This window comes from Bradyrhizobium diazoefficiens, assembly GCF_016616235.1.
In the GTDB taxonomy this organism is placed as follows: domain Bacteria; phylum Pseudomonadota; class Alphaproteobacteria; order Rhizobiales; family Xanthobacteraceae; genus Bradyrhizobium; species Bradyrhizobium diazoefficiens_H.
The window spans coordinates 3,953,662-3,973,325 of sequence record NZ_CP067100.1; the positions used below are offsets into that span (position 1 = coordinate 3,953,662).

The window sequence follows — 19,664 nt, forward strand, 5'->3', positions numbered from 1 at the left end:
GCTTCTCCCTCGCCCCGCTTGCGGGGGCGCGACGAGCTTCGCTCGCGCTGGGAGGGTTGGGGTGAGGGGAAGTCTCCGCGGGAGCGGTGACAGTTGGGTTCGTGGAGGCGCCCCTCACCCGAAAGCTTCGCTTTCGACCTCTCCCCGCACGCGGGGAGAGGTGAATAAAGGAAGAAGACATCGCCGGGAGAGCACAATGAAGAAGGCCATCTGGGCCGGGCTGATCGGTATTCTCGCTGTCACGGGTGCCGCGCGCGCCGACGATTATCCCTCGCATCCCATCACCATCATCGTTCCCTTCGCCGCCGGCGGGCCGTCGGATGCGATGGCACGCGTGCTCGCCGAGCGGATGCGCACGACGCTCGGCCAGCCCCTGGTGATCGAGAACGTCACCGGCGCCGGCGGCTCGATCGGCGTCGGCCGTGCCGTGCAGTCGCCGCCGGACGGTTACACCATCTCCTTTGGTCATCTCGGCACCCACGTCGCCAACGGCGCCGTCTACAAGCTCAAATACGACCTCGTTGCCGATCTCGAGCCGGTCGTGCTGCTGCCGAGCAACCCGATGATCGTCGTCAGCAAGACCGCAGTGCCCGCGACCTCGCTGAAGGAGCTGCTGGCATGGCTGAAGACGAGACCGTCGCCGCCGACCGCCGGCACGGCCGGCGCAGGCTCAGGCAGCCACATCGCCGGCGTCTATTTCGAGAGCGTGTCCGGCATCAAGCTGCAATACGTGCCGTATCGCGGCACCGCCCCGGCCCTGAACGATCTCATCGCCGGCCAGATCGACCTCATCGTCGACCAGACCTCCAACTCCATCAATCAGGTCCGCGCCGGCACCATCCGCGCCTACGCCATCACCGACGACAAGCGCCTGGCTTCTGCGCCCGAGATTCCGACCGCGGAGGAGGCGGGCCTGAAAGGCTTCAACATGACGCTGTGGTCGGGAATGTGGGTGCCGAAGGGCACGCCGAAGGAGATCGTCACCAAGCTCAACGCCGCCGCCGTCGAAGCGCTGAACGATCCCGCCGTGAAGAAGCAGCTCGAAAGCCAGGGCCTGGAAATGACGCCAAAGGACCAGCTCACGCCCGAAGCGCTCGGCGCGCGGCAGAAGGCCGAGATCGCAAAATGGTGGCCGATCATCAAGGCCGCGAACATCAAGGTCGATTGAGGCGCGCGCGCTTCTGGTGTGCGGCCAAGTCATTCAACCACGTCGCCGATCGCCGGGCGATCACTCCGTGGATTCGTCACCTGCTGTCAGCGCCACCTCCAGGCATTTCATCAGATCCGACGCGGTGAACGGCTTGCCAAGAAAGCAGGTAGCCCCGGCTTTGTGTGCACGCAAACGTACGTTGTCATCCGGGAAAGCTGTGATCAAAATGAATGGCGTGGCCGAACCCTGGGCGCGCATCTGCGTCAGCAGATCGATTCCGCTCGTCACAGGCATCTGCACGTCCGCGATCACGCACGAGGTGCCGTGCAAGTCGGCCGAGGCCAAAAATTCGTTGGCGGAAGCGAATGTGTGCACGGTGTATCCGCGCGATTCCAAGAGATTGTTGATCGCGGCCCGCACGGAGGGGTCGTCATCAAGCACCGAAATGACCGAAGCCACTGACAAGACGTGCGCTCCTCGCCCGGGATTACGCTTGCCGTCGCTACGGCCACACATGCGCGCAAGGTGAACCTGCCAGTCATCATTGGAAACTCATACTTAGGTTTGTACGTCGGGGTTGCCGGGCCGAATCCCGAGCGCTTCACTCATTCTCACGAGGTCGGCGAGGGACTTCGCACCCATTTTGCGCATGATCTGGCCGCGATAGATCTTGACGGTGATTTCCGCCAATCCGAGTTGGGCGGCCACTTGCTTGTTCATCAGGCCGGACGTGACCAGTGATAGTACGTCCCGCTCGCGCGAGGTGAGTGACTCGAAACGTGATCTGACGTTCGAGACGGTCTTGTTGAGATCGCGGCGCCTGCGGTCCCGCTCGATCGCAGCCTGGACTGCGTCCAGGATGTCCTGGTCGCGAACCGGCTTGGTCAGGAAATCGATCGCGCCGCTCTTCATGGCCCGAACCGTCATGGGAATATCGCCGTGACCGGTGATGAAAATGATGGGTGTGTGGATGTTTGCCTTGGCAAGATCGCTCTGCAGGTCAAGGCCGCTAACTCCGGGCAGGCGGATGTCGAGCACCAGGCAACTGGGAACTTCCGGGGGCTTGGTCTGGAGGAGCTGCGGCGCAGAGCCGAACGCTTCCACCTTGAGACCGACCGACTCGAAGAGGTTGGTGAGCGCACGGCGCATGGAGGCGTCGTCGTCGACAATGAAGACGATCGGCTGATCGCCGTTCTCCTGTGGCGGCGAATGCCCCCTGCGCTCGGTCACGGTGCTTCCTCTCGATGGAAGGGCAGGGTGATCTGAAAAATCGCGCCGCCTGCCTGGTTCGGAGCAGCGGAAAGTCGTCCGCCATGGGCCTCGATAATGGAGCGGCAGATCGACAGCCCCATGCCCATGCCGCTGGACTTCGTGGTAAAGAACGGCATGAACAGGCGGTCGATGGCCTCTTCGCTGATGCCGACGCCGCAGTCGGAGACGCTCACCAGCACCGCGCCATCGCCGTCCGCTGCTGAGCGGATCGCCAGCTCGCGCGGGCGATCATCGACGCCTTCCATGGCCTCGATCCCGTTCATGATCAGGTTGATCAAGACCTGTTGCAATTGGATTCGATCGCCAAAGATTTTGGGCAGAGCCGACGAGAGCTCCATTCGCACCGACACGGCGTGGCTGGCCATCTCGCGCTGCACCAGCGCGACGGCCTCGCGCACGACCACGTTTGCATCGAGCGGAACCATCTCGATGTCGGACCGCTTGGCGAGCGCCCGAACGTGACGGATCACGTCGCTGGCACGCGTGCCGTCCTCGATGATCCACTCCACGGAGCGTCGTGCCGCCTTGAGATCGGGCGGACTGCGCTGCAGCCAACCAAGGCAAGCGTCGGCGTTTGCGATCACTGCAGCGAGAGGCTGGTTGATTTCATGGGCGATTGAAGCGGTCAGCTCGCCCAGTGTCGTGACGCGCGTCACATGGGCGAGTTCTGCTTGGGCCTTGCGCAGCGCCTCTTCGGCCTGATCGGCCCGGATCGCGGCGGTCACGTCGGTACAGACGCCACGATAGCCCAGAAAATTCCCGTCGGCGTCGAAGAACGGCTTGCCGCTGGTTCGGACATAGATCGGCTGCCCGTTGCGGTCTCTGCTGCGATACACCAGATCGCGGAACGGGATGTGGGCGTCGAGCGCCGCCCGGTGTTGTTGCCATTTTTCGGGTTCGAGATCGGCGTCCGGCGCGATGTCCCAACGCGTGAGGCCGATCAGTCCCGCGGGGGTGGTCACGGTATCGGAGTGCTGCGATATGTGGGTGACGCGATGGTCCGGCCCCGTCTCCCAGAACCAGTCTGAGGCGGTTTCGGCATAGTCGCGAAAGCGCTGCTCGCTCTCACGCAGCCTGCGCTCTGCCTCCTTGGTCGCCGTGATGTCACTCACCGACCCCACAAACTCTACGTGACCGCCGGAATCTCGCATGGCCCGGGCTACCGCTCGAACGTACTTGATGGAACCGTCGGGCATCACCAGCCGGTATTCGTGATCGTAATCTTTCCCTTCGCGCGCGGCGCGACCTGTGATCCGTTGCACCGCGAGCCGGTCCTCCGGATGGATCCGCTGGAGCATCACCGGGATCTGCGGCTTGCTTCCCTCATCGCATTCGAAAATGCGATAGGTCTCCTTGGACCAGGTGATCTCGCCGGTTGCGGCGCGCCAGCCGAAACTGCCGGTGTGGCTCAATTCCTGCGCCTGGGCGAGGTAAGCTTCGCTCTGTCGCAGCGCATTCTCCGCTTCCTTGCGCTCCGTGATGTTCTCGCAGGCGACTAGCACGATGGGCTCGTTGTTGGCCCGCAGCATGGTCTTGGCGTTCTCGCGCACCCACAGCACCGAGCCGTCCTTGCGCACTTTCCGGATCTCCCAGGTGTGCGACTGATCGACGGTCTTGAGGCACAGCGCGACACACGCACGGACGAAATCGCGATCTTCCTCGAAGAAGACGTCCAGGACCGATCGGCCGATCAACTCCGCGGCCGTATAGCCCAGTTGTGCGGCGCCGAACGTGTTCACGTTGATCACGGTTCCGCTCCGGTCGACCATGAAGTACATGACCGGATTGTGCTCGAAGACCTGCTGCCACTGCTTGACTGCCTCCTGCAGACCGACGTCACCGGACTCGGTGCGCGGCTTGGGGGCAACGGCTAGCCGGATACAGCCGACGACGAGTTGCGCGGCTGATTTCCCGAACGTTGCTGCTCGGCCCGGCTTCATCGCAGACGCTCCCGGCGCTCTCTGCGTGAACGCAAGTAGAGCACGTTGCCGCTGGAGGAGCAATTCCGGCCAAAGTCGGATGGCGGGCAGGGCCTTTCGTCTTTGAATGACTGCTTCCTGTCCTATCCACCGCGGCGCATTAAGCTTGCCGTGCCAGGCGAGTTTTTCGCGGCCGCCGTGCAACTGATGCAGCGTGCGCCGTCTCGTTGAACGAGCTCCAGCGCGAAGGTCCCGGGCGACCACGGGCAAACCTAGGTATAGCGGCTCCAATCCTAGTCATGTCGGCCATTTACCTCCGTACAATTGAGCGCTTCGTACCGGGCGGACTACCCTCACGACCAATCGGGAATGTCGACCAGTCGATCGCGGCAAGCGCACGAGAACGGGTCTGAAGCTTGCGGCTGAAGCATCTGACCGACAGGCAACGACCGAGGACGAGGCCGCCGCCGCACTTCTCGACAGGCAACGGCAAACAACAGAGGGAGACAGCAATGTGCGATGCATCCGTTGTTCCTGAGCGTGCCCTATCCCAGTCTGAACGTTGCTCTACAAGCAATGGCTGCGCGGTGTGTGGCGGCAAGTTCGGTCTGATCCGGTACTATTCCTGGTGCACTGCGCTCTGCTCCAAGAAGTGCGTTGATCGCTTCCGCGCACGGCGCGAACGCGACCGCCAGTGGCTGTTCCGTGCCCTGATTGCGTGAGGCTGAATTGGAGAGCTGACACCGTTCAGCAGGTCAAAACCGGGAGCCGACGCTTTGAACCACTCATGCAAGCTCTTCTGCTCGATGGTTCTCCTCTGCTCCACCGCAGCGGCCCAGGCGCAGGAGACGGGACACGGTGCCGCTCATCGCCAGCACCCACCCCAGGACCGGGAGCTGCACGAAAAATTCTATTCGACCTGGCACATGCCGGATAATCCGAGGCTCAGCTGCTGCAACAGCGCTGACTGCTACCCGACGGAGATCAAGTACATCGACGGCCGGATCTATGCACGGCGCAGGGAGGACGGGAGATACATCCTCGTCCCACCGCAAAAAGTGGAGCGAAACAGGGATAATCCGGACGGCCGAAACCACCTTTGCGCTCCACCGCCCGCACTGTCTCCGTTGGACGGCGTCTACTGTTTCGCTTTGGGAGGTGCCACATGAGATTCGCATTCGTGCTGGTGAATGACAGGACGCCATTCCGGAAAACCTGGTGCTTGCAGTGCTGCGAGGACATCCGCGGCAGCTATCTGCGCGAGATCGGGACCCAACTGCCTTACTGCGACTATGAATGCTACGCGCTGTTCCGCGAAACCCTGGCGGAGCAGAAGGATCGGGTGAGGGCGGCGTCATGAAGTTCGTGGTGGTCAATCATGAGCCGCCGTCGCGCGAGGCCGCGTGCAGCACCTGCTCACAGCCGCTGCGATCCGGCTATGTCCGGCATGCGCAGACGCAGCGCCGCTACTGCGACTACGATTGCTACGGGCGCGACGAACTTGTCAGGTTGTTGATGCCGTGGTGGATGCCCGGGCGCAGAGTGCCGGCCGCCGGGAACATGATCGAGATGTTGGCGATGCTGAGTGCCGTCTCGTGCTGGAGCTGCACGATCCAGATGTGGACCTTCGCAAGAGCCCTGACCGGCGCATATTTGGGCGGCCGCGACCTGATCACGACGGAAGGAGGTGACACCTAGCTGCGCGACTGCACTCGCGTGGAAGCCGCAGCAACGCAACCTCGCAGGCGCCGCGTCCAGCCCCGGCGGCGCCGACTAGGGAGCGGGTGCTGCGGCTGCCACGGGTGCCCTTGTGCTGGTTTCGTGCGTCATCACGCGCTGCTCGCTCTTGCCGGCCACCACGCTGCTGCCCTCGAACCTGGCGCGATAGACCAGCACGTTCTCCATCACGCGCTGGACGTAGTTGCGCGTCTCCGACAGCGGGATGCGCTCGACCCAGTCGACCGGATCGACATTGGGATCCCTGGGGTCGCCGCGGGCCTGCACCCACTCGCGGACCCGGCCGCGGCCGGCATTGTAGCCGGCGAAGGTCATGATCTGGTTGCCGCGATATTCCGACAGGAGCGCACTGAGCTCGGCCGCGCCCATCTGCGTGTTGTAGACCGGGTCCGAGATCATGCGGTCCCAGTCATAGGTCAGGCCGAAGCGCTTGGCAGTGTCGCGGCCGGCTTCCGGCGTCACCTGCATCAGCCCGACTGCGTTGGCAGCCGACTTGTCCCGCTGGTCGAACGAGCTTTCGGTGCGCACCACCGAATAGATCACGCTGGTCTCGATCGCGGGTGCGACCTGCTTGTGTTCGGGGATTCCGATCGTCGGGAAGGCGTAATGGTCGAGCGCGAGCCCGCGCGCCAGCGCCGATTTGCCGACCTCCAGCATCACGCGCGCATCGTTGCGCCGGCCGGCGAGTTCGCCGAGTGCTTCGAGCGCAGCAACGTCGGCGCTCTCCCTGGCGAAATCCTCGGCGTAGTAGAGCACTACGTCGCGCTCGCAGATGCCGTAGAGCATGTCGGCGGCGCGCACGCGCTCGTCCGCGGGCGGGGTGTCGGCTGCGGCCAGCACGGGCGAGGGCGCGCGCAGCTCGATCCGGTCGATGCCGAGCTTTGCACGCGCGAGCTGGCCGTAATAGGCGGTCGGATAACGCGCCGCGGCCTGATAGCTCCTGCGCGCGTCGGCGGTTGCGCCCATGGCCTCGGCGGCACGGCCGCGCCAGTAATGCGCACGCGACAGCGCGATCGGATTGGCGGAGCCTTCGTCGATCGCGGCGAAGTGCGCCATCGCCGTCCTGGGATCGTCGAGATAGCGCAGCGCGATCCAGCCGCACATGAAGTGATAGTCGACGCGGTAGACCTCCATCGCCGGCACGGCCGCCGTGCGCACCACGTCGTAGGCGGTCCTGTATTTGCCCTGGTCGAGCAGCTTGCGCGCCAGCAGGCGCCGCTCGCGCCACCATGCATCGGTGTCCTGCGCGGCCATCATGCCGGGCGCGGCAGCGAGGATCAGCTCGGCGGCGTCATCGATGCGGTCCTTCTGGAGGTGCCATTGCGCGCGGCACAGCACATAGCCGAGATCGCGCCGTGCCTCGGCCGGCACGTCCTCGAGATAGTCCTTGGCCTGGTTGGCCTTGCCGGTGACGGCGGCGCAGGCCTTGACGATCGCGAGCGCGTCCTCGCCGAGCCGTTTGGCCGCGCGCCGCGCGCCGGCATAGTCCTTGGCGCCGAGGCGCTTGTCCATGCGGGCGCGATGATCGTCCGCGTTGAGGAGATCGCGGAACGCCTCGTAGGAATCCTCTTCGCTGCGCTCGGACAATTCGTCGCCGCGCCAGGCCTCGCGCACCAGCCGCGCGGCCCGGTCGGTGTCGCCTTCGGTGAGCAGCACGCGGGCGAGCGCGAACTTGCCCTTGGCGCTGGTCGGCCGGTCCATCGTGAATTTGTGCACGGTGTCCGCATCGCTCTTCTCCTGCCACAGCCGCGCCTCGGCCCGGCGGCGGAGCAGGGCGCTGCTCGGCCAGTCCGGATTGGCGGCGAGGAAGGCGGCGTAGCGCTTGAAACTCGCGGTGCTCTCGGAATGGCGCAGCATGAACCAGTCGGCGAGCTTCTGGCCGGCAGGGTCGGCGATGCGATCGCGCGCCGCGCTGGCGTCATCGGTCTTGCCTTTGCGCGCAAGATCGATCGCGTCCTTCAGCGCGGCGAGATCGCCGGTCAGCGGCGGCGCCGCCGGCTTGTCCGAGGACTCGTCGTCCTTCTTGGACTTGCGCTTGGCCTCGGCATGCTTGCCATGACGGGATTTCGCCGCGGCATGGCGCTGCTTGCCGGCCTTCGCCTCATGCGTCTTCTTCGGCGCGGACGATTTGTGACCGCTCTTTGCCGCCAATTCGGAAGGGAGAAAGGCCAACGCGGCCACGGTAACGACACACGCGAGCGAGCGTAGGCACTGGTTCATTGGATGGTCCCCCTGCGAAACCACTACAAACCAAGGTCCGCGACGACATGCGGCTTGAGAATCAAGGACGACACCAAAAACGATGTCGCGACATCGTTTCGCATTTCTCACGGTCACGCAACAATGCGGCAAAATACGGATGGGAACCGGGAACTTTCGAAAAGTGGCAGAATAGACGGTGTGTCTAACCTCGCTAACAGGGGTTCGGCGACGTTGTGATCGCCTAAAGGCGCTCATCGCGGCGCTCGAAGCCGTTCCCGGCGGTGGCGCTCGCGCACGCTGCTCGACCGCATCGCGCAGTTCGCGACCGATCCGCCAGAGACCGATTGGGATGCCGCTGGCGGCTGGAGCAGAACCAGCCGCTCGCGCGGGAATAATTGTTTCTACTCCATAACCATGTTCGCCATGACCTATTTCCCGGACTTAGGTTGAGTGGCCCTAAGGCGTTTAATGGGGACACGCCGATGACAGAACTTCAGGACAGGCTGGAACGGTTCGAGACGCTCACCGCCGAATGCGAGCTCATCACCAAGCTCGCCACCGACAGCGCAAAGCGCGAGTTCTATCTGAAACTTTCGGAACAGTACCGCAAGCTGGCGGTGGACACGCGGCAGGCGATCGCGACCCGGGCAGCGGCCTGACGGCCGGCGGCAATTTGTTCTTAATGTTTGGCGCGCATCCTGCTGCGATGTGAGCGTCGCGATCCACGATGGCTCGCAATGGGAACACCGGGGTAGTTGCGCTGCAGCGTCCCCGCTGACGTCGCTTTGGGCCAATCGCATGCGCCTTCTTGCGGTGATCATCTTTGCGCTGATGACGGCGGCCTGCAACCAGGAGCAGGACATCACCGGCTCGACTCCGGTGTGCGCGATGCGGAACTACAGTTCCTACCATCCCCGCGACATGAACCAGTGCGTCGCCGCCTGCAAGGCATGCGACCACGGCACCACCGTGACCTGCACCACCTCCTGCACCCTCAAGGGCGCGCATTGAGGGGCAGCTTGCGGTGCCTCGGCACCGGAACGATTCACATGAATCAATCATTGAAGTGGCGGGCAGGACGCGGAGTCCTATGGAATGGGTATGCTCGATCCCGGTCGGTTCCTGGTGTCGTGTTCGCATTGCGACGCCTGGCCGATGGCGGCCAATCTGAAACGTTCGAGCTGGACCGCGTCCCCGCACGAGGTCCGTTTCGTCTGCCCGCGCTGCCGCCGCGAGGAGACCGCCATCGTCTCCGCCTCCGGTGAACTGACACCGATCAAGCGCATCGATGCTCCGCCGCGCGACGTCGCCACCGCCTGGGCCCAAGCCCAGCGTCCGCGCGGGCGGACCTGAGCGATCGTTCCAGCCTGTCATTTGGGGCGAAGTCCCCCAGGGACACCATCTGATGCAAATGTGCTAGGGTGGCCGCCGGGAGATTATCCATGGCCGCTGACATGCTTTCGCCTCACGCCCATCATTTCCGCCTCCATCCGGTTGCGCCGCGTCTTGCGCCGATGTTCGGCTTTGCGCTGCTGACATTGTCATCCGCGCTGGCAAGTTTTGCGCTGGCCTGCGCGACACCGTTCGCGGCCTTCGCCGTTATCGCCGCTGCGATGCTGCCGCTGCGTCCGGCGCTGCTCGTCGTCGCCGGCGCCTGGCTCGTGAACCAGAGCATCGGTTTCGGCGCGCTGCATTATCCCGTCGAGGGCAGCACCATTGCCTGGGGCGTCGTCATTGGGGCGGCAGCGTTGCTCGCGACCGCCGCAGCGTCGGCCATTCTGCACATGCTGCCGCAGGAACGGACGCCGCTGATGTTCGCCATCGCGCTCGTTGCCGCCTACGGGACTTACGAACTCGCGCTGTTCGCCGCGACGCCATTCCTCGGCGGCGAGGCCGCCTTCGCCGCCGCCATCGTGACGCGCATCGGGCTAACCAGCGCGGTCTGGCTCGCCGCTCTCGCCGCAATCTGCGAGATCGTCCGCCTGCTCGATCCGCTCGGGCTACGAGACCGAAATTCGGTCATGGCGGTGACCGGGCCCACCTGCGTAGTGCGACCCCCGTCCAGGCCGCCTCGACAAGACTAAAGGGCCAGGCGCCCTGGAGCAAACCGTACGCAGCGCTGAACGCGCACGCCGCCGCGAAGGCCAGCACATATTGCGGCCCCCGCGGCTCGAGCGCGTAGAATAGCAGCATCGCGCTGACCGACAGCAGCCCGAAGATCGTGAGCGCGTCCATCAGCTGGCTGGCGGCTTCGGCTTCTTGGCGACGCCGAGCGCGTGGAAGACGGCGTGCTCCATCACTGGCCACAGCGCAGCTGTTGCCGTCAGCACGGTCGCGGCGCACATCGCCGCCAGCACGGACGAGCGGATCTTCAAGCCGCTCGTCCGCGCTCGCCACACGATCCAGGCCCAGGCGCAGAGCACCACGGCGACCGATAGTGCCGTCATCAGCCCGTGCGCATGGTCGAGCACGGCGATCATGCTCCCGGCGCTGGCGAGCACGACAGCAGGCAATGTGAAGGGCAGCACGCAGCACGCCGTGCAGGCCGCAGCGATCACTGCGGTCGCAACCGCCGCCGTGCCTGCGGCCTTGCTGCCGCCTGGCTCGGCCTTCGCTCTGCGGCCGCATCCCGGCGCCGTTTCTGACGGCAGGTTGCAGGACGGTCCAATAACGCTCATGTGATTCTCCTCAAGCTTGTGCGTCATGGACGTGATCGCTACGCCCTCAAGCCACTTGAGGTTCAAGCGAAAAGTGAGAGCTCCATGAGAATTGGCGTCCTCGCCAAAGCCGCCGGCGTCTCGGTCCCCAGCATCCGTTATTACGAGACCATCGGTCTTCTGGCCGCATCGGCACGGCAGGGCGGCCAGCGCATCTACGGCCCCGACGATCTCAAGGCGCTCAACCTCGTCAGGCACTGCCGCGAGCTCGACTTCTCGATCGACGAGACCCGCGACATCCTTGCTGCGGTCCAGCGCCGGCAACCTTGCAGCGACACGAAGAGTTTCGCGGAGAGGCACCTCGGCTCGATCCGGAAGAAGATCGCCGAGCTACGTGCGCTGGAAGCGACGGTGGCCGCACTGGTCAGCGGCTGCGAGACGACATGCTGCGGCAGCGCGGCGCCGGATTGCGTGATCTTGCAGCCTGGATTGCGCGGCAAATGAGCCGCGTGGTCCGGGTGAGCCAAGCGATACCCGGGAATCGATGCGTAAAAGCTTCCGGATGTCGCCTCGCTCATCCGGGCTGCCAAGGCGTGCCTGCACTCGCGTAGGATGGATAGAGCACTTGCGAACCCATCATGCCTCGACGTTGACGAGAGGGTGATGGGTTTCGCTCCGCTCTCCCGTCCTACGAGCATCTACGACTATCGACTCACCCGAGTGCTGCGGTCATCGCGCCGAGACTGGGCGCCTTCCCCGTGTCGTAAAATCTCAAGTTGTGGATTGTCATCTTCGCGAGGTATTGCGGTAAGCCAATCCGTGTCTTCCTGGTAACGATTGTGCCACCCCTGCAACACTCACCGCCGATTTAACCCTTATCTCTGTCCGTTCGCACCGGCGCCGCTTTTTGGCCACACCTAAACATGAATAAAATGGCTCTAAAGTTTGAGAGACAGCGGCGGTCCTTAGAGCGACGGGAAATCCCAAGGTCGATTCAAATCTTGGCTCTGATTTTTCGGGTCTGAAAGGGTTGGCCGGGGAAACTGGTTTGCGATGGACGCGAAGACCGACAAGCAGAGGCTGCCGAGCCGTCACGTGACGGAAGGCCCTGCGCGCGCGCCGCACCGGTCCTATTTCTACGCCATGGGTCTGACCACTGAGCAGATCCACCAGCCCTTTGTTGGCGTCGCCTCGTGCTGGAACGAGGCCGCTCCCTGCAACATCGCTTTGATGCGCCAGGCGCAGGCGGTGAAGAAGGGTGTCGCGTCCGCCGGCGGCACGCCCCGTGAATTCTGCACCATTACCGTCACCGACGGCATCGCCATGGGCCATGACGGCATGCGCTCCTCGCTGCCCTCGCGCGAATGTATCGCCGACTCCGTCGAACTGACGGTCCGCGGCCACGCCTATGACGCGCTGGTCGGGCTGGCCGGCTGCGACAAGTCGCTGCCGGGCATGATGATGGCGATGGTCCGCCTCAACGTGCCCTCGATCTTCATCTATGGCGGCTCGATCCTGCCCGGCAATTTCCGCGGGCAGCAGGTCACCGTGCAGGACATGTTCGAGGCAGTTGGCAAGCATTCGGTCGGCGCCATGTCGGACGAGGATCTCGACGAGATCGAGCGCGTGGCGTGCCCCTCGGCGGGCGCCTGCGGCGCGCAGTTCACCGCCAACACCATGGCGACCGTCTCGGAAGCCATTGGCCTCGCGCTGCCTTACTCGGCTGGTGCTCCGGCACCGTATGAAATCCGCGACGCCTTCTGCATGACCGCGGGCGAGAAGGTGATGGACCTGATCGCGCAGAACATCCGGCCGCGCGACATCGTCACCCGCAAGGCGCTGGAGAATGCCGCCGCCGTGGTCGCCGCGTCCGGCGGCTCGACCAATGCTGCGCTGCACTTGCCGGCGATCGCGCATGAGTGCGGCATCAAGTTCGATCTGTTCGACGTCGCCGAAATCTTCAAAAAGACACCTTATGTCGCGGATTTGAAGCCGGGTGGCCGTTATGTCGCCAAAGACATGTTTGAAGTTGGCGGCATACCGCTTCTGATGAAGACGTTGCTCGACAACGGATTTCTCCACGGCGACTGCATTACCGTCACCGGTCGAACGATCGCCGAAAACCTCAAAAGCGTGAAATGGAATCCGCACCAGGACGTGGTGCACCCGGCAGACAAGCCCATCACCGTCACAGGCGGTGTGGTCGGTCTGAAGGGCAATTTGGCGCCAGAAGGTGCGATCGTGAAAGTCGCGGGAATGTCCAACCTCAGGTTTACCGGTCCGGCCAGGTGCTTCGACCGCGAGGAGGATGCTTTCGAGGCGGTCCAAAAGCGCACCTATCGCGAAGGCGAAGTCATCGTGATCCGCTACGAGGGGCCGAAGGGCGGTCCCGGCATGCGGGAAATGCTCCAGACCACCGCGGCACTGACCGGCCAGGGCATGGGCGGCAAGATCGCGCTCATCACCGACGGACGCTTCTCCGGCGCCACCCGCGGCTTCTGCATCGGCCATGTCGGGCCCGAGGCGGCGGTCGGCGGCCCGATCGGGCTGCTCGAGGACGGCGACATCATCGAGATCGATGCGGTCGCGGGGACCCTTGACGTAAAATTGAGTGACGCTGAGCTCGCTCAGCGCAAGACCAAATGGGCGGCTCGCGCGACTAATCATACGTCGGGTGCGCTCTGGAAATATGCTCAGCAGGTTGGACCAGCGGTCGGAGGGGCAGTAACCCATCCGGGCGGCGCGCACGAGAAACAGTGCTATGCGGACATCTAGGCGTGCCATTGTTGCGTTTGTGTTGGGGGCGGCTGCGCTGGCCGCGCCGGCGCTCGCCTTCGACGGCGCGCCGGTCAACAAGGACGCCGCCCTCCCTGTCGTGACCACATTGCCCGGCACGGCCACCACCCTGCGCAGCCGGACGGCACCGGTGACGGCGCCCCAGGAAGCCTCACTCAGCGCCCTGCAATATGCCGCCGAGGGCGGTCATCCCATCGCGCAGTGGAAGCTCGGCCGCATGTACGCCAATGGCGACGGTGTGGCCCAGGACGATGTCCGCGCCTTTGAATATTTCAGCCGGATCGCCAATGCGCATGCCGAGGACAGCCCGTCGGCGCCGCAGGCGCAGGTCGTGGCCAACGCCTTCGTCGCGCTCGGCCGCTACTATCTGAGCGGCATCCCGAACTCCAAGATCAAGCCGGACCAGGACCGGGCGCGGGAGATGTTCTCCTACGCGGCCTCCTATTTCGGCAATGCGGACGCCCAGTACGATCTCGCCCGGCTGTATCTGAAGACGCCCGACGCCTCGCGCGAGGATTTCCGCTATGGCGCGCGCTGGCTCGGCCTTGCCGCCCAGAAGGGGCAGCACGAGGCCCAGGCGCTGCTCGGCCAGATGCTGTTCAATGGCGACCGCCTGCCGCGGCAGGCCGCGCGCGGCCTGATGTGGCTGACCCTGGCGCGTGACAGCGCCGGGCCGGAAGAGACCTGGATCAAGGAAAACTACAACCGCGCCTTCGCCAAGGCCTCCGACGACGACCGCGCCATGTGCCTGCAAATGCTGGAACAGTGGGTGCAGGGCCGCCGGGAATAGGCCCCGTAGAGGCGCTGTTACGCCGCCTCGAGATCCAGATCCGCCCACACCGGCACGTGGTCCGACGGCTTCTCCCAGCCGCGCACATAGCTGTCGATGCCGACATTGGCGAGCTTGTCGCTGGCCTGCGGCGACAACAAGAGATGGTCGATCCGCAGACCCTGATTCTTCTGCCACGCCCCGGCCTGGTAGTCCCAGAAGGTGTAGAGCCCGCCCTCGTCGGTGACGGCCCGCAGCGCATCGGTGAGGCCGAGGCCGAGCAGGGACTGGAAGCTCTCGCGCGTCTCGGCCTTGAACAGGGCGTCCTCGGTCCAGGCGGCGGGGTTGTGGACGTCGCGGGCGTGCGGAATGACGTTGAAGTCGCCGGCGAGGATCAGCGGCTCCTCGGACTTGAGGCGCTCCTTCGAATACTCAAGAAGCCGCGACATCCATTTGAGCTTGTAGGGATATTTCTCGGTCCCGACCGGGTTGCCGTTGGGCAGATAGAGGCACGCGATGCGCAGGACTCCTTGCTTGAGCGTCACCACGCCTTCGAGGAAGCGGGCATGGGCGTCCTCGTCATCGCCGGCCAGCCCCGATTTGGTCTCGTCGAAGCGGAGTTTTGAGAGCAGGGCGACGCCATTGAACGTCTTCTGTCCGTGCGTGACGACGTTGTAGCCGAGCGCCTCGATCTCCAGCCGCGGGAAGGCCTCGTCCACGCATTTGATCTCCTGGAGGCAGACGATGTCCGGCTGGCATTCCCTCAGCCAGGTCAGCAGTGGGTCGATCCGCTGCCGGACCGAGTTCACGTTCCAGGTGGCAACTCTGATGGGCATGTCGGCGGGGCTCCGGACCAAGGGCCATGGTTAGAACAAACTGCAAACGCGCCCGTCAAGGACGCTGCAAAATCGCCCACAAAATTAACCCGGCTTAAGCAGGCCGCAGGCCATTGATGCGGAAAAGGTTCCGCGGATGCGATGGCCGGATAAATCTTTGGGACAGACCGAGCCGCGCGACGGCCTGATCGGCGCGTTCCTGTACTGGCTCGGCGGCTTCGAGATCGAGGACGGCCTGACCGCCGATCTCAGCGAGCGCGAGCTGCGCCGCATCCGCGCCAGGCAGATCGACGCGGTGACGCGGGCCATCCCGGTGACGATGGCCGTCACCATGCTCAACGTCGCCATCGTGCTGATCCTGTTCTGGGGGCGGGGCTGGAACGACTTCCTCGCGCTCTGGGGCATGACCCTTGCCGTCACTGCCGCGCTCGCTGTCCGCGCCTGGCATCGCTCGCATCAGGACCCGCCGCAGGAAGCCTCCCCGCGTGCGGCAAGGCAGATGCTGCGGCAGGCCTTCTTCCTCGCCGCGATCTGGGGCACGCTGCCGCTGGCGCTGTTCAGCCGCATCGAGCCGACCAGTCAGCTCATCCTGGCCTGCCTGATGGTCGGCATGATGTCGGGCGGCGCCTTCACGCTGTCGACCTTCCCGCGTGCCGGCCTCGTCTATCTCGCCACCATGACGGTCGCCTGCGCCGGCGCATTGCTGGTGTGCGGCACCGGGCCGTATCTGGTGACCTCGGTATTCCTGCTGCTGTTCGCGTTCTTCATGGCGCGCAACATCGTCTCACAGGGCAACCTGTTCCTCGGCAGCCTCAAGGCCCGGCTCGAGCTCGAGCGGCAGACCGAGATCATCTCGCTGCTGCTGAAGGACTTTCAGGAGAACGCCAGCGACTGGCTGTGGCAGACCGACGCCGAAGGGCATCTCGTCGACGTGCCCGAACGCTTCGCCGCAGTCGCGCAGCTGCCGCTTCCGTTGCTGAAGGGCTCGCATTTCTCCGACGTGCTCGACATGCTCTGTCCCGAGGACAAGAGCGCCGCCTACAACATTGTCGGCCTGATGGAGCATGCCGAGCCGCTGCACGAGATGAACCTGAAGGTCGTCGCCGGCGGCGAGGCGCGGCTGTGGTCGCTGACGGCGAAGCCGGCCTATGACCGCGATGGGCAATTCTTGGGCTATCGCGGCTTCGGCCGCGACGTCACTGAGCGCTGGCGCGCCGAAAAGGCCGAGGCCGAGAGCCGCGCCAAGTCGGACTTCCTGGCGGTGATGAGCCACGAGATCCGCACGCCCATGAACGGCGTACTCGGCCTCGCCAGCATGCTGCTGGAGACAAAGCTCGATCCGGAGCAGCGCGAGGCTGTCACCACGATCCGGGAATCCGGCGACAATCTCCAGCGCATTCTCAACGACATTCTCGACCTCTCCAAGCTCGAGGCGGGTCGCTTCGCGTTCGAGGCGATCGACTTCGCGCCGCAGGCATTGGTCGAAACCGTCGCGACCGTCGCGCGCGCCAGCGCCAAGAACAAGGGCCTCGCGGTCAAGGTCGAGCTCGATCCGAACCTGCCGCCGACGCTGCGCGGCGACGTCGCGCGCATCCGCCAGGTGCTGCTCAATCTTGCCTCCAACGCCGTGAAGTTCACCGATGAAGGCGAGGTGACGATCTCGGCGACCTGCCAGGCGCGCCGCGACCTGCTCGCAACTGTCGAATGGAGCGTGACCGACAGCGGCATCGGCATTGCGCCCGACAAGCTGGGGCAGCTGTTCAGCGACTTCGCGCAGGCCGATGCATCGATCAGCCGCCGCTTCGGCGGCACGGGGCTTGGCCTTGCGATCTCGCGGCGCATCATCGAGCAGATGGGCGGCACCATCGGGGTCACCTCGATGCCGGGTCAGGGCTCGACCTTCCGCTTCACGCTGGTGCTGCCCTGGAGCCAGGCGCAAGCGTCCGACCAGACGGCGGGCGCCGACGAGGCCGACGCGCTCAAGGCGCGCATTGCCGGGCTCGACCAGCCGCTGAGAGTGCTGGTCGCCGAGGACGATGCGGTCAACCGCATGGTCGTGAGCAAGATGCTGGGTGCCTTCGATATCGAGCTGAAGGTTGTGACCGACGGTGTCCAGGCCGTCGGGGCTGCGTCCGATGGCGATTACGACATCGTGCTGATGGACGTGCGCATGCCCGATATGGACGGCCTTGCCGCGACCCGGGCGATCCGAGGGCACGGCGGGCGCCTCGCCGCCGTGCCGATCATCGCGCTGACCGCCAATGCCTTCCCTGAGGACGTCAGGATTTGCCGCGAAGCGGGCATGTCGGATTTCTTGGCGAAGCCGCTGCGCAAGCCCGCCTTGGTCGCGGCGTTGCTGCGCGCGCTGGACGGCCATACGATGTCGGAAGACGCGCCCCTTCAGCCGGAGCTGATGCCGGATGAGGTGGAGTGGACGGACGAAGAGAGACAGATGACGGACGTCTAAAGCGCCGGCTAGGGGTCGAATCCGGCGCGTAGTGTCCGGCCGAGCTCCCCGCCCTTGGGGACCGCGCGATGATTACATCCTACCCCTGTTTTGCCCGACGGGTCAAATGTTTTTCGTAAAAGCCGAAGTGCATCGCGCCGGCGTGCCGGCTACTGTGCATGGGGTTGTTTTTCAGATTTTGAGTCGGGCTAGATCGAGAAGCTGGTCCCGCAACCGCAGGACGCCGTCGCGTTGGGATTGTTGACGCGGAACGAGGCGCCGATCAGGTCGTCGACGAAATCGACCTGCGAGCCAGCCAGGAACGGCTGAGAGGCGGAATCGACCAGCACCACCGCATTGTCCTGCTCGATCACGAGATCGTCGTCGGTGCGGTCGCGGTCGATGTCGAACTTGTACTGGAAGCCGGAGCAGCCGCCGCCCTCGACCGAGATGCGCAGCATCGCGCCTGTGCCTTCGCCCTTGAGGATCTCCCCAATCCGGCGTGCGGCCCGGTCGCTGATGGTCACGGCAGTCGTCATGGCTGGTCTCCGATAGTCCCTTAGTCCCGCGTCACACCAAATTCACTTGCCCAATTCAGTTGGTATCCCGCGCCCGACATAGTTAAGTGCCACCATACGCAGAATCAAATGGATAGGGACTAAATTCGCCGTGTCCGTCGGAATGGCAGCCCCCCGCGCGCCCTATGCCTGCGATCCCGATCGCAGCCGCGGCCGGCTAGTCGCCGAGCCGCCGAGCCGGACCCGGAGCCCGTTCCGGCGCGATTGCGACCGGGTGATCCATTCCACCGCGTTCCGCCGCCTGAAGTACAAGACCCAGGTGTTCGTGTTCCACGAGGGCGATCACTACCGGACCCGGTTGACCCATTCGCTGGAGGTGGCGCAGATCGCCCGCGCACTGGCCCGGCAGCTCGGGCTGGACGAGGACCTCACCGAAACCCTGGCGCTCGCCCACGATCTCGGCCATCCCCCATTCGGCCACGCCGGCGAGCGGGCGCTGGATGCCTGCCTCAAGGAGTTTGGCGGCTTCGACCACAATGCCCAGACCTTGCGCGTCGTCGCCGCGCTGGAGCACCGCTATCCCGAGTTCGACGGGCTGAATCTGACCTGGGAGTCGCTGGAGGGCATCGTCAAGCACAACGGCCCGCTGACCGACCGCAACGGCGCGCCGGTCGGACGCTACCGCGAGCATGGCGTTCCCGTCGGCATCGCCGACTACATCAAGACCTACGATCTCGAATTGTGGAGCTTCGCCTCGCTCGAAGCGCAGGTCGCAGCGATCGCCGACGACATCGCCTATGACGCCCACGACATCGACGACGGCCTGCGCGCCGGCCTGTTCCATCTCGACGACCTCAAGGTGATGCCGCTCACCGCGGAGATCATCGCCGAGACCTCGGCGCACTATCCCGCTCTCGAAGACGTCAGGCGCGGCGCCGAACTGGTGCGCGAGCTGATCTCGCACCTGATCGGCGCGGTGTTCGCGGAGGCGCAGAAGAACCTCAATGCGGTGAAACCGCAGTCGGCCCAGGACGTCCGCCAGCAGAGCCGGGCGCTGATCGCGTTCCCGCCTGAAGTTGCCGAGGAGGAGGCCGCCATCAAGGGCTTCCTCTACCAGCACATGTACCGCCACCAACGGGTGATGCGGGTGATGGGGGAGGCCGAGCAGATCCTGTTCGACTTGTTCGCAAAATACCTGAAATCCCCTGGCGACCTGCCGCCGGAATGGCTGCTCGGGGCGGAGGCGGACAATGGGGGCGACCGGGCCCGCCGGATCGGCAATTTCATTGCCGGAATGACCGACCGTTTCGCCCTGACCGAGCACCAGCGGCTTTTTGACTCGACCCCGGATTTGCGTTAGGC

At 64.7% G+C, this 19,664-nt stretch carries 20 protein-coding genes; 12 read left to right on the forward strand and 8 right to left on the reverse strand.

Features of this window, described 5'->3' with window-relative positions:
- Nucleotides 1-196 precede the first annotated feature (196 nt).
- Nucleotides 197-1,168 carry a tripartite tricarboxylate transporter substrate binding protein BugD gene (locus JJB99_RS18730; protein WP_200493823.1) on the forward strand — a complete coding sequence of 324 codons (972 nt, stop codon included), beginning with the start codon at nt 197-199 and terminating at the stop codon, nt 1,166-1,168.
- A gap of 60 nt (nt 1,169-1,228) precedes the next feature.
- On the opposite strand, the gene JJB99_RS18735 is transcribed toward JJB99_RS18730, so the two are convergent.
- From JJB99_RS18735 to JJB99_RS18745, 3 genes are all read right to left on the reverse strand, one after another.
- Nucleotides 1,229-1,615, reverse strand: coding sequence for a response regulator transcription factor (locus JJB99_RS18735; RefSeq protein WP_200493824.1), 387 nt, complete (start codon nt 1,613-1,615; stop codon nt 1,229-1,231).
- A gap of 93 nt (nt 1,616-1,708) precedes the next feature.
- Entirely contained in the window at nt 1,709-2,380 is a 672-nt protein-coding gene (locus JJB99_RS18740) for a response regulator transcription factor (RefSeq protein WP_246774922.1), read from the reverse strand.
- Nucleotides 2,377-4,362 (reverse strand): PAS domain S-box protein, encoded by a 1,986-nt coding sequence (locus JJB99_RS18745; protein ID WP_200493825.1) that lies wholly within the window; start codon nt 4,360-4,362, stop codon nt 2,377-2,379. The genes JJB99_RS18740 and JJB99_RS18745 overlap by 4 nt, the downstream gene beginning before the upstream one ends.
- Before the next feature lie 1,144 nt (nt 4,363-5,506).
- Between JJB99_RS18745 and JJB99_RS18750 the strand changes: the two genes are divergently transcribed.
- Nucleotides 5,507-5,701, forward strand: a complete 195-nt coding sequence (locus tag JJB99_RS18750; RefSeq protein ID WP_200500449.1) for a hypothetical protein — start codon at nt 5,507-5,509, stop codon at nt 5,699-5,701.
- A complete protein-coding gene (locus JJB99_RS18755; protein WP_200493826.1) occupies nt 5,698-6,039 on the forward strand; it encodes a hypothetical protein in 342 nt (113 codons plus the stop codon). The genes JJB99_RS18750 and JJB99_RS18755 overlap by 4 nt, the downstream gene beginning before the upstream one ends.
- A 75-nt stretch (nt 6,040-6,114) precedes the next feature.
- Here the strand turns inward: JJB99_RS18755 and JJB99_RS18760 are convergent, their stop codons facing one another.
- On the reverse strand, nt 6,115-8,298 hold the full coding sequence (locus tag JJB99_RS18760; protein WP_200493827.1) for a transglycosylase SLT domain-containing protein: 2,184 nt from the start codon (nt 8,296-8,298) through the stop codon (nt 6,115-6,117).
- 464 nt (nt 8,299-8,762) lie between these two features.
- Between JJB99_RS18760 and JJB99_RS18765 the strand changes: the two genes are divergently transcribed.
- The 4 genes from JJB99_RS18765 to JJB99_RS18780 all read left to right on the forward strand — a co-directional run bounded on the left by JJB99_RS18765 (nt 8,763) and on the right by JJB99_RS18780 (nt 10,364).
- Complete coding sequence (locus JJB99_RS18765) at nt 8,763-8,939, forward strand: hypothetical protein (RefSeq protein WP_200493828.1); 177 nt, start codon at nt 8,763-8,765, stop codon at nt 8,937-8,939.
- Between the two features lie 139 nt (nt 8,940-9,078).
- Entirely contained in the window at nt 9,079-9,291 is a 213-nt protein-coding gene (locus tag JJB99_RS18770; RefSeq protein WP_200493829.1) for a hypothetical protein, read from the forward strand.
- Between the two features lie 84 nt (nt 9,292-9,375).
- Entirely contained in the window at nt 9,376-9,633 is a 258-nt protein-coding gene (locus tag JJB99_RS18775; protein ID WP_200493830.1) for a hypothetical protein, read from the forward strand.
- 89 nt (nt 9,634-9,722) lie between these two features.
- Nucleotides 9,723-10,364, forward strand: a complete 642-nt coding sequence (locus JJB99_RS18780) for a hypothetical protein (protein WP_246774923.1) — start codon at nt 9,723-9,725, stop codon at nt 10,362-10,364.
- Here the strand turns inward: JJB99_RS18780 and JJB99_RS36265 are convergent.
- Both JJB99_RS36265 and JJB99_RS18785 read right to left on the reverse strand, forming a co-directional pair.
- Entirely contained in the window at nt 10,300-10,515 is a 216-nt protein-coding gene (locus JJB99_RS36265; RefSeq protein WP_246774924.1) for a hypothetical protein, read from the reverse strand. The two genes, JJB99_RS18780 and JJB99_RS36265, sit on opposite strands and share 65 nt — an antisense overlap.
- On the reverse strand, nt 10,515-10,958 hold the full coding sequence (locus JJB99_RS18785) for a hypothetical protein (protein WP_200493831.1): 444 nt from the start codon (nt 10,956-10,958) through the stop codon (nt 10,515-10,517). Before JJB99_RS18785 ends, JJB99_RS36265 begins: the two co-directional genes overlap by 1 nt.
- An 84-nt stretch (nt 10,959-11,042) precedes the next feature.
- Here JJB99_RS18785 and JJB99_RS18790 point away from each other — a divergent pair, with 84 nt between their 5' ends.
- The 3 genes from JJB99_RS18790 to JJB99_RS18800 all read left to right on the forward strand — a co-directional run bounded on the left by JJB99_RS18790 (nt 11,043) and on the right by JJB99_RS18800 (nt 14,523).
- Nucleotides 11,043-11,441 carry a MerR family transcriptional regulator gene (locus tag JJB99_RS18790; protein ID WP_200493832.1) on the forward strand — a complete coding sequence of 133 codons (399 nt, stop codon included), beginning with the start codon at nt 11,043-11,045 and terminating at the stop codon, nt 11,439-11,441.
- Nucleotides 11,442-11,990: 549 nt separating this feature from the next.
- Nucleotides 11,991-13,712 carry a dihydroxy-acid dehydratase gene (gene ilvD / locus JJB99_RS18795; protein WP_200493833.1) on the forward strand — a complete coding sequence of 574 codons (1,722 nt, stop codon included), beginning with the start codon at nt 11,991-11,993 and terminating at the stop codon, nt 13,710-13,712.
- On the forward strand, nt 13,699-14,523 hold the full coding sequence (locus JJB99_RS18800; protein WP_200493834.1) for a tetratricopeptide repeat protein: 825 nt from the start codon (nt 13,699-13,701) through the stop codon (nt 14,521-14,523). Before ilvD ends, JJB99_RS18800 begins: the two co-directional genes overlap by 14 nt.
- Nucleotides 14,524-14,540: 17 nt before the next feature.
- Here JJB99_RS18800 and xth read toward each other — a convergent pair whose 3' ends face one another.
- Complete coding sequence (xth, locus tag JJB99_RS18805) at nt 14,541-15,338, reverse strand: exodeoxyribonuclease III (protein ID WP_200493835.1); 798 nt, start codon at nt 15,336-15,338, stop codon at nt 14,541-14,543.
- A 136-nt stretch (nt 15,339-15,474) separates the two neighbouring features.
- Between xth and JJB99_RS18810 the strand changes: the two genes are divergently transcribed.
- Nucleotides 15,475-17,805: a hybrid sensor histidine kinase/response regulator gene (locus JJB99_RS18810; protein WP_200493836.1), complete on the forward strand. Its 2,331-nt coding sequence runs from the start codon at nt 15,475-15,477 to the stop codon at nt 17,803-17,805.
- Nucleotides 17,806-17,993: 188 nt separating this feature from the next.
- On the opposite strand, the gene erpA is transcribed toward JJB99_RS18810, so the two are convergent.
- On the reverse strand, nt 17,994-18,323 hold the full coding sequence (gene erpA, locus JJB99_RS18815; protein WP_027559340.1) for an iron-sulfur cluster insertion protein ErpA: 330 nt from the start codon (nt 18,321-18,323) through the stop codon (nt 17,994-17,996).
- Nucleotides 18,324-18,453: 130 nt separating this feature from the next.
- On the opposite strand from erpA, the gene JJB99_RS18820 reads away from it, so the two are divergent.
- The gene (locus JJB99_RS18820) at nt 18,454-19,662 is read left to right on the forward strand and encodes a deoxyguanosinetriphosphate triphosphohydrolase (RefSeq protein ID WP_200493837.1); all 1,209 of its coding nucleotides are present in this window, start codon (nt 18,454-18,456) and stop codon (nt 19,660-19,662) included.
- The last annotated feature ends 2 nt before the right edge of the window (nt 19,663-19,664 follow it).

What these genes read in the sequence shown, in the direction of transcription:
- JJB99_RS18760 (WP_200493827.1), bottom strand. Translation starts at nt 8,298, where the DNA reads ATGAACCAGTGCCTACGCTCGCTCGCGTGTGTCGTTACCGTGGCCGCG.
- JJB99_RS18775 (WP_200493830.1), top strand. Translation starts at nt 9,376, where the DNA reads ATGGGTATGCTCGATCCCGGTCGGTTCCTGGTGTCGTGTTCGCATTGC.
- JJB99_RS18770 (WP_200493829.1), top strand. Translation starts at nt 9,079, where the DNA reads ATGCGCCTTCTTGCGGTGATCATCTTTGCGCTGATGACGGCGGCCTGC.
- ilvD (WP_200493833.1), top strand. Translation starts at nt 11,991, where the DNA reads ATGGACGCGAAGACCGACAAGCAGAGGCTGCCGAGCCGTCACGTGACG.
- JJB99_RS36265 (WP_246774924.1), bottom strand. Translation starts at nt 10,515, where the DNA reads ATGGACGCGCTCACGATCTTCGGGCTGCTGTCGGTCAGCGCGATGCTG.
- JJB99_RS18745 (WP_200493825.1), bottom strand. Translation starts at nt 4,362, where the DNA reads ATGAAGCCGGGCCGAGCAGCAACGTTCGGGAAATCAGCCGCGCAACTC.
- xth (WP_200493835.1), bottom strand. Translation starts at nt 15,338, where the DNA reads ATGCCCATCAGAGTTGCCACCTGGAACGTGAACTCGGTCCGGCAGCGG.
- JJB99_RS18780 (WP_246774923.1), top strand. Translation starts at nt 9,723, where the DNA reads ATGGCCGCTGACATGCTTTCGCCTCACGCCCATCATTTCCGCCTCCAT.
- erpA (WP_027559340.1), bottom strand. Translation starts at nt 18,323, where the DNA reads ATGACGACTGCCGTGACCATCAGCGACCGGGCCGCACGCCGGATTGGG.
- JJB99_RS18750 (WP_200500449.1), top strand. Translation starts at nt 5,507, where the DNA reads ATGAGATTCGCATTCGTGCTGGTGAATGACAGGACGCCATTCCGGAAA.
- JJB99_RS18810 (WP_200493836.1), top strand. Translation starts at nt 15,475, where the DNA reads ATGCGATGGCCGGATAAATCTTTGGGACAGACCGAGCCGCGCGACGGC.
- JJB99_RS18785 (WP_200493831.1), bottom strand. Translation starts at nt 10,958, where the DNA reads ATGAGCGTTATTGGACCGTCCTGCAACCTGCCGTCAGAAACGGCGCCG.
- JJB99_RS18800 (WP_200493834.1), top strand. Translation starts at nt 13,699, where the DNA reads ATGCGGACATCTAGGCGTGCCATTGTTGCGTTTGTGTTGGGGGCGGCT.
- JJB99_RS18765 (WP_200493828.1), top strand. Translation starts at nt 8,763, where the DNA reads ATGACAGAACTTCAGGACAGGCTGGAACGGTTCGAGACGCTCACCGCC.
- JJB99_RS18730 (WP_200493823.1), top strand. Translation starts at nt 197, where the DNA reads ATGAAGAAGGCCATCTGGGCCGGGCTGATCGGTATTCTCGCTGTCACG.
- JJB99_RS18790 (WP_200493832.1), top strand. Translation starts at nt 11,043, where the DNA reads ATGAGAATTGGCGTCCTCGCCAAAGCCGCCGGCGTCTCGGTCCCCAGC.
- JJB99_RS18755 (WP_200493826.1), top strand. Translation starts at nt 5,698, where the DNA reads ATGAAGTTCGTGGTGGTCAATCATGAGCCGCCGTCGCGCGAGGCCGCG.